Genomic DNA, 17,008 nt, shown 5'->3' on the forward strand with positions numbered 1-17,008 from the left:
CCGAATCGGCGCTAATAATCAATGGCGAAATTTTACTGGTTTCGCGGAATTTAGCGCCGATAGCAAAAAATGGGTTTTGACATGGCGAAAATCGCCCCGAAAACTGATGCCGTGATTGAGGGGTTGACTGCCTTGATGGAGCGTCACGCTGACGCGCTTTCCAGCCAGTTGCAAGCACATCATTTGAAAGTTTTCCCGCCGACCTCCGAAAAGGGGATTAGGTCCTTCGGCCCGTCTGAAGCGTCCAAGTTGCTTGGCGTTGGGGAGTCTTATCTACGACAGATTGCTTCGGAAATGCCAGAGTTGAATGTCAGCATGAGCCCTGGGGGCCGGCGCATTTTCTCGATTGAAGATATACACGTGATCCGCAAACATATGGACCAGATTGGTCGTGGAAACCGTCGCTATCTTCCGCATCGTCGAGACGGGGAGCAGCTTCAAGTCATTTCTGTTATGAATTTCAAAGGTGGCTCGGGCAAAACGACGACCGCTGCGCATTTGGCTCAATATCTCGCAATGCGTGGTTACCGAGTGCTTGCTATCGATCTCGATCCTCAGGCAAGCCTGTCTGCGCTCTTTGGCAGCCAACCGGAGACGGATGTCGGTCCAAACGAGACTCTCTATGGCGCCATCAGATATGATGATGAGCAAGTGCCGATCGAACAGGTCGTTCGGGGAACATATATTCCGGATCTTCATCTCATTCCCGGCAATCTCGAACTTATGGAATTTGAGCATGACACTCCCCGCGCCTTAATGAAGCGCAAGGAAGGCGATACGCTCTTCTATGGCCGCATCAGTCAAGCGATTGAAGACATTGCAGATAATTATGATGTCGTCGTCATCGATTGCCCTCCGCAACTTGGTTACCTCACGCTTTCAGCATTGACGGCTGCAACATCTATCCTTGTTACGGTTCATCCCCAGATGCTCGATGTGATGTCAATGAACCAGTTTCTGGCAATGACCTCGAACTTGTTGAGGGAAATTGAGAGCGCCGGCGCTGAGTTCAAGTTCAATTGGATGCGTTATCTTATCACTCGTTTCGAGCCGAGTGATGGACCACAAAATCAAATGGTTGGCTATCTCAGGTCTATTTTCGGTGAGAACGTCCTCAATTTTCCAATGCTCAAAACGACGGCTGTCTCAGACGCGGGCCTGACAAACCAAACCCTTTTTGAAGTGGAACGCGGTCAGTTTACCCGATCAACCTATGATCGCGCCTTGGAGGCTATGAACGCTGTCAATGATGAGATTGAATCTCTTATCAAAAAAGCATGGGGTAGAACCACATGAGCCGGAAGCACATCCTTGGCGTCTCGACGGATGCCCAAGACGCAAAGCCCTCTGACAACCGGGCAGGTAAAACGCGGTCAATGCCTCTTCTTGGGGTCGCCAGAAAGGAACGCGACCCGGCAACAAAGCTGACTGCGAATATCGGAAACGCACTGCGTGAGCAGAATGACCGGTTGAGTCGCGCTGAAGAGATAGAGCGGCGTCTTGCTGAAGGCCACGCGGTTATCGAATTGGATGTCTCGACGGTAGATCCATCCTTCGTGCAGGACCGAATGCCTGGCGACATCGACGGACTTCTCGAATCGATTCGAGAGCAGGGCCAGCAGGTGCCAATCCTCGTGCGCCCTCACCCGGATCAGCCGGGCCGATATCAGGTGGGCTTCGGTCACCGTCGGCTTCAGGCCGTTTCAGAATTAGGTCTTCCGGTCAAAGCGGTTGTTCGCGATTTGACGGATGAACAATTGGTCATTGCACAGGGCCAGGAGAATAATGAACGCCAGGATCTCACCTTTATTGAGAAAGCACGTTTTGCACATCGCCTGAATAAGCAATTTTCACGCGAAATCGTTATTGCCGCGATGTCGATCGACAAGAGTAACCTGTCGAAGATGCTTTTGCTGGTCGACACCCTCCCCCCGGAGCTGATCGATGCAATCGGCCCCGCACCAGGTGTCGGCCGACCAAGCTGGCAGCAACTAACGGAACTTATCGAAAAGGCCCCCTCGCCTTCTGACGTATCGAAATACGCGCTATCGAATGAAGTGCAAGCGCTGCCATCTGCGGAGCGGTTCAAGGCTGTGTTGGTCAGCCTTAAGCCTCCGCGGGTCTCTCGCGGACTTCCGGAGATTATGTCGACCCCTGATGGGGATCGATTGGCTCAGGTTTCGCAAAGCAAATCCAAATTGGAAATCACGATAGACAGAAAGGCGACGCCTGATTTCGCCGCCTTCGTCATTGATCACTTGCCTGCGCTTTATCAGGCGCACCGAGCACAAAACCAGAAGAAATAAGGAGAGTAGTCAGCAAAAGAAAAGAGCTCCCCCAACGTCGCCGTCGTGGAAGCCCTTCTGTCTCTCTAGCAAGAACAGAATCGCATTTCCTCGAATCCTCGTCAAGAGTTTTTGCGCCATTTTGGTGAGTGATTTTCTTTTGCCTGCTGAAAGGTAAAAGATGATGGAGACTGGAAATGTAACGACGCCCTTCGGGCGGCGGGGTATGACGCTTGCGCTGGTGCGTCGGCAGGTCGCCACAAGCGACATTAAGCCGGGCAAACGTGCGGATAAATGGAAAATATTCAGGGATGCTTCAGCCGCAATGGACTTGCTTGGGATACAATCCAACAGTCTTGCGGTTCTCGATGCCTTATTGAGCTTTTATCCGGAGAATGAGCTGCGGCAGGATGCACAGCTTGTTGTTTTTCCCTCAAATGCTCAACTTGCTCTTCGGGCGCACGGTTTGGCCGGGGCGACTTTACGCCGGCATATTGCCGTGCTTGTCGATGCAGGCCTGATCGTTCGTAAAGATAGCGCCAATGGAAAACGCTACGCGCGTAAGGATAATGCCGGTCAAATCGAGGAGGCATTTGGCTTCGATTTATCACCCCTTCTCGCGCGCTCAGAGGAGCTTGCGATTATGGCGCAACAGGTGATGGCTGATCGCGCCACCTTTAGAAAAGCCAAGGAAAGCCTTACCATTTGCCGCCGAGATGTCCGCAAGCTGATCACGGCTGCGATCGAGGAGGGCGCGCAAGGTGACTGGCACGAGATCGAATGCGCTTATATCTCTCTCGTCGGCAAAATATCCAGAACCCCAGCTCTTTCTGAGGTCGCATTGGTTTTAGATGAGATGAATAGTCTTAAGAGAGACATCATTAAGCGACTGGAAAATCAGGTTAATTCAGAAAAAAATAGCGCCAATGCCGCTCAAATTGAGCGGCACATACAGAATTCAAAAACCAACTACATAACTGAATTTGAACCTCGCTCTCGAAAAGAGCAAGAAGCGACTGAGGAGCAAAACAATCCGCCTAAAAGACTGCCGATAAAGTCATTTCCGCTTGGAATGGTTTTGAAGGCTTGCCCCTCGGTTTGCGATTACGGACCAGATGGAAAGATCGCAAATTGGCGTGACTTAATGACAGCTGCGGTGGTGGTTCGATCTATGTTGGGAGTAAGTCCGTCCGCCTATCAGGAAGCCTGCGAAATCATGGGGCAAGAGAATGCGGCAACCGCCATTGCATGTATTTTAGAGCGTGCAAATTTTATCAATTCGGCAGGAGGTTATCTGCGCGATCTAACCCGTCGGTCACAGCAGGGAGAATTTTCTCTAGGGCCTATGATGATGGCTTTGTTAAGGACCAACGGAGAAGCGGGTATGAAGACCGGGTAAAAGATTGAATGAATCCTCCAAAAGGAGGCGGATTGGAGTCAAAATGCGTGCAATTGAGCGGGTGATTTGGTGGTCAGCTGACCACAAACATAAGTAATTGAAAGTGAAAGGTTTTTTCAATGCCGTTTGGAAACCCAGATTGTGAGTGATTATTTACACGGAAATGCGGATTGCGGCGAAATTGGTCGGTATAAGCGGGATATTGGGCTTCTGCCTTGATCATCATAATAGAAAAAGAGTGCAGATTGTTTGCGGTATCTCTAATCCGGATACATCCACACCACTATTCTGGCGGCCGGGTAAGACGTCAAAATAAGATCAGGCCTGCGGCATACACCCCAGGTAGTTATCCTGAATGGTGATGTGATCGGCCAAGTGCTTGGCATCATGCCAGACGCCCCAGATGAAACTCGAGGCGCGCCCGGAAAGTCCGGGAAGACCGAGGAAGTAGAGGCCTCTCTCAGAAGAGACGCCTCGATGATGTCTAGGGCGCCCCGCTTCGTCGAAGGCCTTCACTTTCAACCAGCTATAGTCGGACCTGAAACCGGTGGCCCAGATGATGGTGGTGATGCCTGCCGCGGTAAGATCCAGTTCGAGAATCGGATTAGTAATACAATCGGCCGTTGGACCAAGAATGCGGGCTTCCGGCTCTTGCGGAAGGTTGAGACCGTTCAATGCAACGAAAGCATCCGCCTCGTCGAGCAGTGATAGATAGGTCTGGTCACCACGATCGAGATTGTTGGCAAGGTCTTCAGCGAAGGATAATTTGCCGTTCTTAAAATTTTCGGTCATGCCAACCAGAACCATTCCTTGTGCTGCAAGCCGACGGAAGTCGATAGTTTCTCCGCCTCGCGCACCACTGACAGCGACCGTAACATGGTTGCTTGTCTGCAATTCCTGCACCTGGGCATCCCATTTGCCGAGAACACCAAGCCACCAGGCGCAGTCATACCCGCGATAGGTGCGTGGAGGACGATCATGCGGACCAACCGAAAGATAAGTTTTGCGGCCCACTCGCATGAGTTCCTCCGCAATCTGCACTCCCGACGAGCCAGCGCCAATCACGAGAACGGCCCCCTCCCCGAGCTGGTGAGGATTGCGGTATTCGCTGGAATGTATCTGGTTGATATTGGCGGTCGGCGGAACGATTGGCGGGATATTCGGCAACTGGAACGGACCGGTCGCCACAACGACGTAGCGTGCTTCGATCACTCCGTTAGCTGTCTCCACACGGAAACCCGGGCGACCGCCTAGACGCTCGACGTGAGTTACCTCGGTTCCACTGCGTATTGGTGCGTTGTACTTTTTTGCATAGGTCTCAAAATAGTCAGCAACGCCTTCTTTGGGAACAAACGCATCGGCATTGCCGGGAAAGGTCAGGTTTGGAAAACGATCGTGCCAAGCCGGACCATTGGCGACCAGAGAATCCCAACGCATGGAACGCCAGCGCTCTGCTATCCTTCCTTTTTCAAGGACAAGGTGTGCCACATTGTTCCTGGTCAGATGCTCACTCATCGCGATGCCCGCCTGGCCACCGCCGACGACGAGTGCATGTATTTTTTCGACAGGCATTGTTTCGTCCTTTCTATAAATTGAAGTGTGTGCTGGCCCCTGGGGTGTTGCCGAAAGCCGAAGAATAGGGGCAGGGCCAACGAGAATTTTTATTGCTGTGGCTGTAGGAGTAAATTTGGCTGCATTATTCGTTTTTCTCGGTCGTCGGGCACCTCATTAAGTCGGCATCCCTCGCCTCTACGGATGCTCGCCAAGACAGTCTCCATCTCTTCTTTGGACGTTAACTGTTTAAGAATAGTCGGTCGATGCGGGCTGTCTACAACTCTATGATGATAGTGGACCGAAATCTCAATCTGGTAGAAGCTCTTAGGTTGGTATGAGCGATATACAAAGAGAGGAAATTTTTGGCGAGATTAACAACGCAGTAAAAGACGAGGGGAGGAAAAGTCTGCGCGCCGGTGAGCAGCCGATGCTTACGTAAGTTCGCAATGGCCAATTGCAAGGAACTTGAGAAGGGGCCTTGGGAAAAACAGTGGCTTTAGGATTCCCTTAAATCGATCTCTGCTAAATTTGCTGGATATTCTGTCTGATCGTTGCGCAAGATGAGCTGATGATATTGAACCACCAGTTTGGCAATCGTAAAAATAGTTTTGATTTGGACGCTGCAGCCGCGCTGGATGAAGCTTGGGACCTCGCTTGCAAGGGGCGTTCCGTTCGCGCATTTTCTTTAGCAAATTCAGTTTTGGCTTCGGCAGAACAGCGCGGTGATCAAGGTCTTATAGCGGGGAGTTCTCAGCAATGTGCCTGGTATTGCTTTCAACTTGGTGAGACAGAGACGGGGCTAGTATACGTGGAGAAAGCAATTTCTCTGTGGAAGTCCCTTGAAGAGCCAATGCTTGAGGCACAAGCTCTTAGTATCGGTGCTTGGCTGCATCTGGAACTCGGTAATCTAGAGCAGGCTGTCGAGTTTGCCGCAGAAGCACTCAACATTGCCGACCAAAGCCGTAATCTCCGATCTCGGTCTTTGGCTATAAATGTGATTGGCGTGATATTCTGGATGACGCGTCAACCATCTCTTGCTGTTGACTATTGCAGTCGTGCCGTGGAGCTAGCCCGAGAGGCATACGATATTACATTCGAATGTTGGTGGTTGATTAATCTCGGTGGAGCGCATGCAGAGGATGCTTATCTCGCTCAGGAAGCCGATAATCAAAAATTCGAAACGTCGATAAGCAGCGCAATAGATATTACGAAACAAGCGCTCAGCCTCGCTCAATCACTTAAAGACGCCTGGGCCGAGAGGTTGTGTATCGCAAATTTAGCAGAGTATTTTAATGCGGTTGAGGCTTTTTCCGCCGCCGAAATGTTATTGGAGCGGTACCGTGACATTCCGGGAGACGATTATGTCCGCGGTGAGGGGCATTATCTGGTTACACTGGGAAGCACGCTCGTTTCGTTAAAGCGCTACGAAGAGGCATTGGTACCACTTGAGCAGGCCCACTTGCTTGCCGGGGAAAATTTCAATCTTGAGACCTTAATGCATGCCTGTCTGTCTCTTTCAAAGGCTCATGAATATCTTGGAGCATTCGAGTCTGCGCTGGATTTTCATAAAAAGTATCACAAGCTCCATCAGCAGTTCACTGCGGAGCGGATCCAGCGAAATGCCCGTATGGCGGAGATCCGTTATGAAACGAAAAAGCTCAAAGCAATGCTTGATACAGAGGCAGAGCGCTCTGCAGAAATTGCCCGGTCATTAGAGGCCCTGCAACAGCAAACCAGTGTCCTGACCGAAGCGGCGAATACGGACCCGTTGACAGGACTTTCCAATCGGCGGCATTTGGAGACGATAATATCTGACATTAATACTCAAAGCGCGAGTTATGCGCTGGCGATCCTTGATGTCGATCACTTCAAGAAAATCAATGATACGTTTTCCCATATTATTGGTGATCGTGTGCTTGTGCAAATCGGGACGCTGGTCAAAGTTGTTGTTCGTGAAACAGATATCGCAGTTCGCTTCGGTGGCGAAGAGTTCGTCATACTTATGACGGACCTAACACTCGCCCACGCGGAAAGGGTTTCCGAAAGACTGCGAATGACAATTACCAACTTTGACTGGTCCGAAATTGCCGATGGGCTGAATGTGTCCGTCAGTATCGGAGTGGCAATGTCAGACGATGCAGTCGACGCCGAAGCGGTTTTGCAACTGGCGGATCGGCGCCTTTATTGGGCAAAGCAGACCGGTAGAAATAGAGTTGTTTGTTTTCTGCCGTCTGGAAATCGGTTTGAACAAACGACCAGCGCGATTACGGATTGAGGAAGCGATCCGATTCTGCGGACTGCCTCTTAGCCTTCGCGACGTTGCTTTTCTCTTGCCATGAATCTCCGCTTCCGCCGGAGTGAAAATGCGTACGGAATCCCGTACAAAACCCGCCATGGCGCACTCGATTTTATGTCATCAATAACCGAAACCGCTAATCCGCTATCATGCAAGGCTAAAAGCTCGGGGTGTGGCGTGGAAAGGGATTTCGACGCGATGAGCGGGATAAACCATTATGATCTTCGGTCGTGAGGGGACTATGCCGAGGCGCATTTTGACAGGTGGCAGAATTGGACCAGCAGTCGCAATTGCAATGCAAAATCCTGGTGAAACAACCGGTCTGAATCGGGTTCGTGGCCGAAAAATCCTATTTTCACGGGCTAAATATTGTGATCAGCAATTCACGGGATGCGAATTTTCTGGTTCAAACGAACAAAATTAAAGTCCCGCGGCTTTGGTCAAATTGACCCTGAAACGATCCCTTCTCCGCTGGTACCTACGGGTCATCTCGGCTGAGGCATGACCGAGTTGCTTCTGGATATAGCGTTCGTCGACTTCGGCGGAGGAGGCGAGACCGGCGCGCAGGGAATGGCCGGAGAATTTGAAGGCGCGTTCAATCTCGCTGAGATCGCCACGAACCCCGGCAGCCATGGCAGCCCGCTTGACCAGCCTTGCCACTTCCTTATCGTTCAAACGGTTTGGCCCAATGGACTTGCCTTGTCCTGTGACGCGGCGGAAGAGGGGGCCATGGGCAAGTCTGGCAAAGGTGATCCAGCTTTCGACAGCGACCACCGGGCAGGTGGTATCGGAGGATCCGCGGCCGATTTCGACCTCGCGCCAGCCCGTCTTGCCGCGCAGGGTGACGAGCATGCCTTTGTCGAATATTTCGATCCAGCCGCGCCCGTCTTCGGTTTGGTCAGGTTTGATGTCGAGACCGACAATCTCGGACCGCCGCAGACCACCGGCATAACCGATCAGCAGCATGGCCCGATCGCGCAAACCTCTCAGCGTTCCCCGATCGAGTGTCTCGATCATCGCGATGATATCCTCGGCCAACACCGCTTCCTTCTGCACGGGCGGGCGGGCGTGGCTGTTTCGAATACCGGCCATGACGGTGGCGATATGCCGATCCTTGCGATCGAGCGTGAGTCCGCGCTGCGCGTAGTTCCAAGACAATGAGGAGAGGCGACGTTCGATGGTCGAAACCGCGTTTGTCTTGGCGCCACGCGTCGGTGTTCCAACGGCATTGCCTGAGGCGCAGGCGGTGATATAGAGGCCAACGGTCTGCGGGTCCGGGGGGAGGGGCCGCAAATTCAACCGTCGGCACCAGGCGCTAAAATGCTTCCAATCGCAGGCATAGGCTTTACGCGTGTTGGCAGAACGTGCCGCCTCCACATAATCGCGGGCGCGGCTCGCCAGGCTGGTGAGATGCGTCGGCGTTTGGTCCTCGTTGACTGGAGAGAGCAGGGGAGGGGCCTGCAGCGAGAGGCCGGCGGCCGACAGCGGCGGCGCGCAAACATTACCCTCAACCGCCGTGCTGAGCGGCGGCGCTGAGGTCTGCTCGACGTGAATTTCGGTGTCTTTCTCGACGATCTGGGCCATTTCTCTATAATGACAATAACGGCCGATAATGCAAGATTATTGGACGTATTTATGTGGTGACGATATGCGCGGTTTGTTGCGATATTTCTGATATATACTGCGCACCAGATTTGGAAACATGCGTATGGGTTTGGTGCTGGCTGTTGATTTCTGCGCCAAATTTATCACGTTTGTCGTTACGTAATGAGCCGAGACTTGCGTTGAATTGATCAATCGTTTCAGATCAATAATGATGGCAGGCCGGATCAGGCCGAAGCGGAAATACGGCTCATTTCAAAGCGAAATTCAACAGACGCCCACAGACCGTCTGCTGGAGGCGCTGTTCGATATCGGCCTTGATCTACCGCTCGACGTGTCGGAACAGCGCGGGTCCTTCTATAATGCGATGCTGGAATTCTTCCTGCGGCTGCGGCGCTATGAAGAAGCCGATGGCATGGCTGACAAGGCGATGGCAGCCTATCTTGAGGCCGAGTGCCCGATCCTCTGTTTCTATATCGCGCTGCATCAGTCGGTACTCAGCCTTCTGACATCTGATTTGGATCGGATGGGGCGATCTTTGCTGCAGGCTGGGGCGATGCTAGCCAAGGCCGGCTTCGATAGCCCCTGCGATCAGCGGCTGGATCGTCTTCTTGAAGCCTGTCATGCCTATGAACAGGGTGAACCGGAAGCGCTACTTGCTTTTCTGGACACTGAAATGGCTGTGTTGATGGAGGGCGAGTTGTGGCCAAGCATTGCCGATATCGTCATCTATTACGGGAGCTATGCGCTCAGCGTTCATATGTCGACCCGCGCGGCTCTCCGGTTTCTCGACCGCTGGAAGGTCTACCAGCCGCTTAATCGGCAGTTTCGCCTGGCGCTCGAAGTGCCCAAGGCGCAGGTATGGCAAAACGGCAATGGCTGGGGCGATGCCGCTCGTCTGTTGATGCCGCTCAGGGCCGGCTTCGATCTGGTATGGGTCGAAAGGGGCGTGTCGCAAAGCTGGTGGTGGGTCGCGTTGAGGCGAAATAGGCCCTTGCGTTTACGCTCTGTTAACCTTTTGCAGTCCGAAGAGGCGCGCGAGCAGATCGTTCTGATCGTTGATGGTCCAATCACTGGTGAAACCGAGCCCTTCTTCAGCCAGAGCATAGCCTCAAAACCCGCAATCGTTCGTCGCGCCGTTTTGAACGATTGAAAGCCCCCGATCTTCGGCATGTTCTTCTTCACTCTGAAATGGTCGCTCTCGATCCTTTGCTGTAGATGCTTGGTGACATAATGGACCGGGTCTGGACGCAGGAGCCCATCATCGACGGCCGTTTTGATCGTTGAGGGGAAGGTATTGGCGCCATCGGTGCCGATCTTTTCCGGCGACAGCAGGGGCTCGTCCTTCAGGATCTTGCGTAAGAACCGTTTAGCGGCATCGAGGTCGCGCTTTGTGGTTAGCAGGAAGTCGACCGGATTGCCGTGCTTATCAATGGCGCGGTACAGGTAGCGCCACTTGCCGCGGATCTTGACGTAGGTTTCGTCAATGCGGACCGAACCGCAATGGGGTCTGCGAAACTGGCGCAGCCGCTTCTCGATCATTGGCGCGTAGGCAAGGACCCATCGGTTGATCGTGCTGTGATCCACTGCGAAGCCGCGCTCGTGAAACATCTCCTCCAAATCGCGATAGCTCAGAGGATAGCACACGTACCAGGCAACGGCCTGAAAAATGAGCATGCCTCGAAATGGCGCCCTTTGAAATCGTTCTTTGATTGGCGCTTCAGCTTTTCGGCAATGGCATTCAGAATCATGGCTACTCTCCACAAGATTGGGAGCGGCAATTTCTCCGCTGATGTTCAACAGGCCGTTAACCAAGAAAATTTGCGACATACCCCCAAAAAAATCTCAAATCATTCGACGACGTACAGATGCGCTTGCCGGAGAGTTGGCAGATGATGGGGGTAAGCATCCTATCTTAGGCGCAGCTTGCAAAGTCATCGCGAGTCGGGCTGGTTCGCTGCAGAGAGTCATGCAGCAGGCTCTTTAACTCGTTGATTGATAAACATTTATCACTCGATCTTTCGGCCAGCGTGAGCTGCGGTTCCGATCCTTCAAGTCAGCCGATCAATGGACTTATGACATTTGAACAAACCCAAAGGATGGTGGCAGGATCGCTGGAGGTGCTGACCAGCGCATGCCCCATCATACTGTCGAAATAGCAGCTGTCGCCGGCATTGAGGACGGTGGGGGCGTAGAGATCGGTATGCAGAGTGACGCTGCCCTCGAGAACGTAGACGAATTCCTCTCCAGGATGGACGACCAATGTCTCGAATTCCTGTACCGAATGCGCGTTGATCCGCGTCAGTAGCGGAATGATCTTTTTGTTGGCAATGTCTGCACAGAGGAGCTCATATTCGTAATGACTGGTTTTCAGCTTTGAGCCTTCGCCGACACGGGTGACGGCACGGCGTCCGCTGACTGGTGAGCTAGGCTTGTGGGCGAACAGTTCAGATACATCGACACCCAGGCCGCTTGCCAGACTGAGGATCGTCTCATAGGTCGGCGACATCTGGGCGTTCTCGATTTTCGAGAGCGTCGAGGGTGCGAGAGTACTCCTTTCGGCGAGTTCGCCGATGCTGAGGCCCGCGTTCTTTCGCAGTTTGCGCAAAATTACCGAAAGAGATTTCGTACCCGCTCGCGGCGAGCTGCGCTGAGAGGTCTCCGTCTCCATATGCGATCTTCCCATTGTCACGTCTCAGGTGCATCACTTGTAGACATTGTTTCTTATGTAACTTCCGATGGCCCATGCCACAGAGCCGCAACTTCTGCAAGGATCAACCTGATCCCCGCTCCGCGACATCAGGTTGATGCCCATCTTTGCTGCGCTAGAAGTTCCATTCTCTCCAGATCGCTCTTTTGTAGGCACACGCCCTCCCGCATCGAACGCTCGCGTGTGACCAGCCGGCGATCGCCTGGCAGGCGAGAGACCTTTGCCAGTCGGAGCCGTTCGACCAGATGCCGGACGCGGCGGCTGAATTGCGCATTGCGGCCAACATCCGGATCGATCAGAATAACGAGCTGGCCCGTATGCGGCGTCTGTGCCCCGGGATAGTCGGACCAGTCCACTTCGTAGGAAAACTTGCCTCCGGTCAAAGCGGCGCTCATCACTTCCACCAGCATCGAAATGGCCGAGCCCTTATAGCCGCCGAATGTCAGCAGTGCGCCGCCATCCAGCACCGCATGCGGATCGACGGTTGGCTTTCCGCTCCGGTCGATGCCTAGCCCAGGCGGCAGGCTGAAGCCTTCGCGCGCGGCAATCTGCACATCGCCATTGGCGATGGCGCTCGTGGCCATATCGACGACCATGGGGACCATGCCGTCACAGGGCGCGGCAAAGGCAACCGGATTGGTGCCGAAAACCGGCACCTTGGCATCGAAAGGCGCGGTACAGGCAAAGCTGTTGACCATCGCGATGGCCAGTAGCCGCTCTTCGGCGAAGGGCACGACATCCGGCCAGAGCGCGCTGAAATGATGGGAATTGCGGATCGAAAGCAGCGCGATGCCTTCCTGCCTTGCGCGCTCCTTCAAAGACTGTGCCGCAAAATCGAGCGCGACCTGCGTAAATCCGTTACGGGCATCAACCCGCAGGAAGCCCGAGCCACCGGTCTCCAGAACCGGCACGGCGGCAGGATCGACCCAACCGCTGCGGATGGAACTTACATAGCCGGGCATTCTGAAAATGCCATGTGAAAGCGCGCCATCGCGTTCGCATCCAGCACAATTGGCGCTGAGGATGTTCGCCACGTGCTCGCTGGCTCCAGCCGCCAGGAAAATGCGCTTGAGGAGGTTCTGAAGGGCTTCGAACGGCAGGCGGCAGGTTCCCGCTGCGAAATTCGTTTTCAATGTCATAGGGCAACTTCGCAAATGTTTCTTATAGGAAAGATAGGCGCGAAATGATGTAATCACAAGCGGATTATTCCTTGACCGCCTATGAGTAAAGTTTGTTCGATTTATCAGCACCTAAAATGTTTTTCTTAGAATGTTATTTTTTATCAGTAGTATAGCGCTTTGATCGAATGCGAAAATCATGATTTTAAGAAATTTTTATTGACAATATGCTCTCTTAAAATACGATAGGAAATTAATTTCTGATCAGAAAAACATAAGGCCTTCCTAAAAGGGTGACATAAAAAAGGGAACTGAGTAATGGGCATGATGAGCAGAATGTCATCGCGATTGTTGGGAATGACGGCTGCCGCCGCACTTTTGGGCGCTGGTATGGCTTTTGGCGCCTCGGGCGATCTCGTCGTTAATGCGCCGACCGCACCATCCACCCTTGATCCAGCCTGGGCCTGTGGTGTTCCGGATATCGGGTTTCTGCAGAATTTCTATGTGCGGCTGGTCGATTTCGGCATCAAAAAGAATGCTGCGGGCAGCGAGGAAGTAGATTACGGCGCGGTTCGGCCCTATCTGGCAAAATCTTGGACGATCAGCGATGATGGAAAGACCTATACGTTCAAGCTCAACGACAATTACAAGTTCACCTCCGGAAAGCCAGTCGACGCGGCTGCTGTCAAATATTCCTTCGAGCGCGGCCTCAAGATGGGCGGCTGTGGCCAGTATTTCCTGACCGATGGGTTCCTCAGCCCGAGCATTATCGAATCGATCGAAGCGCCTGACGCGACCACTGTCGTCATCAAATTGATCCAGTCCAATGCCAATTCCCTCGCCGACTGGGCGACGGGAGCGGCTTCGATCGTCGATCCGACGGTCGTTGAAGCCAATGGTGGCGTCGTTGCTGGCAAGCCGAACGAATACATGTCGTCGCATGTTGCTGGCTCCGGGCCATATGTGCTGGATTCCTATTCGCCTAACCAGTCGGCCCATGCCACGGCCAATCCTAATTTCGGCGGCGAGCCGCCGCTGGCGAAGTCGATCCAGATGAACTGGATTTCCTCCGCTCCGACCTTGCTGCTACAAGCCCGAAGCGGGCAAGCGGATGTCACCTATGGTCTCTCCAAGCAGGCGGTATCGACGCTTAAGTCTTCGCCGGATGTCAAGGTTGAGGCCTTTTCCAATCCCTTCGTCCAGCAGATGATGTTGCCAAACACAAAGGCGCCCTGGGACAACCCGAAGGTGCGCGAGGCCGTCGCCCATGCCGTCCCTTACGAGGATATCGTGAAGAAGGTCGCGTTCGGATACGGAACGTTCTATTTCGGCCCGGTGCCACCAAGCATGGCCGGCTTCAATGCCGAACTGAGCAAACCAATCCAGTTTGATCTTGCCAAGGCAAAGACATTGCTGGCGGAGAGCGGTGTGAAACTGCCGGTCGACGTCGAAGTCCTCGTTCAGGAAGGCGACACTACGCAACAGCAGATTGCCACCGTCTTGCAAAGCACCTGGTCGAAGCTTGGCATCAACCTGAAGATCCGCATTGCGCCAGGTGCCGAATATCAGGACCTGACGCAGGGCCATAAGGTGCAGTCGCTGATGCGGCTCGATGGTCCTGGAGTCTTCGAGGCCGGTTACTACTTCGGCTACGACGTCATGTGCAAGACGCCCTATAACCTGACAGAATCCTGCAATCCGAAAATCGACGAGTTGGTCGTCAAATTGCGGGCGACGTTGGACAAGGTCGAGCATCAGAAGATCCTTGACGAGATCACCACGCTGTGGCGAGCAGACTATCCGAAGCTCCTCTTCTTCGAAGACCAGCCGGTCATTGTCTTGAGCAACAACGTCAAGTCGTTCCGTTTCGCGCCGCTCACAGACTTCCGCTTCATGGGTAAGTAAATCGCCTCTAAGGCAGTTGTTGAACGCCGATATTTCCCTCTCGGCGAGCGACAGAAACAACGTCGTGTCGGGCGCACAGAGACGAAGCCTTCTGCGGCACATCAGGAGAAAATACGCATGGCTACCCGAATTGGTGTCGATATCGGCGGCACCTTCACAGACCTTGTTTACTTCGATGAAGAAAATGGCAGAACGGTTGAAGGAAAAGTTCCCACCGTTCCATCAGCGCCGGAGGAAGGTGTTGCACATGCGATCCGTGCTCATGTGCCCCAGGACATTATCGACAGCGCTGCGTATTTCCTGCATGGAACAACAGTGGGCCTCAATGCTCTGCTTGAGCGCCGTGGCGCCAAAGTCGGCCTGATCACGACACAGGGCTTCCGCGACGTCCTTGAAATCCGGCGCGGCGACCGCGCGGAAATGTACAATCTGTTCTGGAAGCAAACGGTGCCGCTCGTTCCGCGCCGCCTTCGTCTGGAGGTCGATGGACGCATTCGGGGCGATGGCGCGGTTCTATCCCCGGTGACGCGAGAAAGTGTTCTGGCGGCCTATGAACTGCTGGCGGCAGAAAAGGTCGACAGTATTGCCGTTTGCCTGATCAGCGCCTTTGCCAATCCGCAGCACGAGCTCGAGATCGAAGCCATTCTTCGTGATGCGGGGTATGAAGGCGGCATTTCGCTCTCCCACAAGATCTCCGGAGAATACCGGGAATATGAGCGCACGTCGACAACGGTCATCGACGCGTTCGTTCGCGGTCGCATGTCGAATTATCTCAGGCGGCTGGAAAACACGCTGCGCAATCTCGGCTTTAAGGGGCAGTGCCTGATTACGCGTTCCGGCAGTGGCTCCATGACATTTTCCGAGGCGGAAGACCGACCGTTCGAAACGATTATGTCCGGGCCTGTCGGCGGCGCTCAGGGGGCAGGTGAGCTTGCCAAGATGCTTGGGCGGAAGGCCATGATCACCGCCGATGTCGGCGGAACGAGTTTCGACACGGCCGTCATCATCAATGGCGAACCCCAGGTTCTGTTTGAGGGCATGATCGACAATATGCCGGTGCAGACCCCATGGGTCGACGTGCGCTCGATCGGTTCGGGCGGCGGGTCGCTTGCCTATGTTGATGTGGGCAACCTCATGCGTGTAGGGCCACAAAGCGCCGGCGCCGTTCCGGGGCCTGCCTGCTACGGCAAAGGCGGCACCCAGCCCGCGCTCACTGACGCTGCGGCCTACCTTGGCATGCTCGGTCCGGGTAATCTCGCCTCCGGCATCCATCTCGATATCGGCAAGGCGGAGGCTGCACTTGCCCCTGTCGCATCGGCAATCGGACAAGATATCGAAATGACGGCGGCGGGCGTTCTGCGCATTGCCAGCTCGGCCATGGCCAATGCCATGCGGGAGATTTCTCTGGACCAGGGTTTCGACCCTCGCGAGATGACGTTGCTACCCTTTGGTGGTGCGGGACCGCTGATGGCGACCCTGCTTGCTGACGAGTTGAAGATGAACGAGATCGTCGTGCCACCACTCGCTGGCAATTTCTCTGCCTGGGGACTTCTCGGGGCGGACATGGTGCAGTCGGCAGCACGTACCCGCATCCTGGATCTGACGGATGACAGCCTGAAGATCGCCAATGAGGTGCTGGAAGGGCTGTTTGTCGCGATCCGGTCGCGAAGCGAGCGTTCGTTCGCCGAAGCGGTCAATGCCGTTCGTCTCGACCTGCGCTACAAGGGGCAGGAGCACCGGCTGTCTATCGTTGCCGATAACGAGAATGGCAGGATCTCTGAGGGCGCGGAGTCCATCAAGACGAAGTTCCGCGCCGAATACAGCAGGACATTCGGCAGCACGATGAACGACGAAATCGAGGTGGTTTCCATTCGTGCCACGGTGCGCGTGCCCTTGCCGCGGCGGGAAATCCGCTTCACGCACGAGCCGGAAGCCGTTGCAGAGTTCCAGATGCTTGAGGCTTTTTCGTTCGAGAAAGGAAAGCGCATGTCCTTTGCGATCGTACAGCGCCAGGCGATCGTCGGTAAGCTCTCAGGCCCCGCCATCATCACCGAAGGAACCTGTACGACCTATCTGGACGCCGATTGGACGGCGCGGATCGGGACTGTCGGCGAAATCATTCTGGAACGGAAGAATTAA

At 54.1% G+C, this 17,008-nt stretch carries 10 protein-coding genes and 1 pseudogene; 6 read left to right on the forward strand and 5 right to left on the reverse strand.

The genetic code is table 11. The features are described 5' to 3' along the window. Positions 1 to 81: 81 nt before the first annotated feature. The 3 genes from repA to repC all read left to right on the forward strand — a co-directional run bounded on the left by repA (position 82) and on the right by repC (position 3,684). A complete protein-coding gene (gene repA / locus AVI_RS25695) occupies positions 82 to 1,296 on the forward strand; it encodes a plasmid partitioning protein RepA (RefSeq protein WP_041699912.1) in 1,215 nt (404 codons plus the stop codon). After that, positions 1,293 to 2,306 carry a plasmid partitioning protein RepB gene (gene repB / locus AVI_RS25700; protein ID WP_015918195.1) on the forward strand — a complete coding sequence of 338 codons (1,014 nt, stop codon included), beginning with the start codon at positions 1,293 to 1,295 and terminating at the stop codon, positions 2,304 to 2,306. The genes repA and repB overlap by 4 nt, the downstream gene beginning before the upstream one ends. Before the next feature lie 163 nt (positions 2,307 to 2,469). Further along, positions 2,470 to 3,684, forward strand: coding sequence for a plasmid replication protein RepC (gene repC / locus AVI_RS25705; RefSeq protein ID WP_015918196.1), 1,215 nt, complete (start codon positions 2,470 to 2,472; stop codon positions 3,682 to 3,684). A 318-nt stretch (positions 3,685 to 4,002) separates the two neighbouring features. Here the strand turns inward: repC and AVI_RS25710 are convergent, their stop codons facing one another. Further along, the gene (locus AVI_RS25710; RefSeq protein WP_015918197.1) at positions 4,003 to 5,256 is read right to left on the reverse strand and encodes a flavin-containing monooxygenase; all 1,254 of its coding nucleotides are present in this window, start codon (positions 5,254 to 5,256) and stop codon (positions 4,003 to 4,005) included. A gap of 550 nt (positions 5,257 to 5,806) precedes the next feature. Here AVI_RS25710 and AVI_RS25715 point away from each other — a divergent pair. Next, positions 5,807 to 7,513, forward strand: a complete 1,707-nt coding sequence (locus AVI_RS25715; RefSeq protein WP_015918198.1) for a tetratricopeptide repeat-containing diguanylate cyclase — start codon at positions 5,807 to 5,809, stop codon at positions 7,511 to 7,513. Between the two features lie 441 nt (positions 7,514 to 7,954). On the opposite strand, the gene AVI_RS25720 is transcribed toward AVI_RS25715, so the two are convergent. The 4 genes and pseudogenes from AVI_RS25720 to AVI_RS25740 all read right to left on the reverse strand — a co-directional run bounded on the left by AVI_RS25720 (position 7,955) and on the right by AVI_RS25740 (position 12,985). Then, positions 7,955 to 9,118 carry a site-specific integrase gene (locus AVI_RS25720; protein WP_015918199.1) on the reverse strand — a complete coding sequence of 388 codons (1,164 nt, stop codon included), beginning with the start codon at positions 9,116 to 9,118 and terminating at the stop codon, positions 7,955 to 7,957. A gap of 1,018 nt (positions 9,119 to 10,136) precedes the next feature. Continuing rightward, positions 10,137 to 10,887: pseudogene (locus tag AVI_RS30075) on the reverse strand (IS6 family transposase). 305 nt (positions 10,888 to 11,192) lie between these two features. Beyond that, positions 11,193 to 11,807 (reverse strand): helix-turn-helix domain-containing protein, encoded by a 615-nt coding sequence (locus AVI_RS25735; protein WP_041699654.1) that lies wholly within the window; start codon positions 11,805 to 11,807, stop codon positions 11,193 to 11,195. 128 nt (positions 11,808 to 11,935) lie between these two features. Beyond that, entirely contained in the window at positions 11,936 to 12,985 is a 1,050-nt protein-coding gene (locus tag AVI_RS25740) for an Ldh family oxidoreductase (protein WP_015918201.1), read from the reverse strand. A gap of 315 nt (positions 12,986 to 13,300) precedes the next feature. Here AVI_RS25740 and AVI_RS25745 point away from each other — a divergent pair, with 315 nt between their 5' ends. Both AVI_RS25745 and AVI_RS25750 read left to right on the forward strand, forming a co-directional pair. Then, a complete protein-coding gene (locus AVI_RS25745) occupies positions 13,301 to 14,869 on the forward strand; it encodes an ABC transporter substrate-binding protein (RefSeq protein ID WP_234618197.1) in 1,569 nt (522 codons plus the stop codon). 117 nt (positions 14,870 to 14,986) lie between these two features. Next, complete coding sequence (locus AVI_RS25750; protein ID WP_015918203.1) at positions 14,987 to 17,008, forward strand: hydantoinase/oxoprolinase family protein; 2,022 nt, start codon at positions 14,987 to 14,989, stop codon at positions 17,006 to 17,008.

It is taken from the genome of Allorhizobium ampelinum S4 (assembly GCF_000016285.1).
In the GTDB taxonomy this organism is placed as follows: Bacteria; Pseudomonadota; Alphaproteobacteria; order Rhizobiales; family Rhizobiaceae; genus Allorhizobium; species Allorhizobium ampelinum.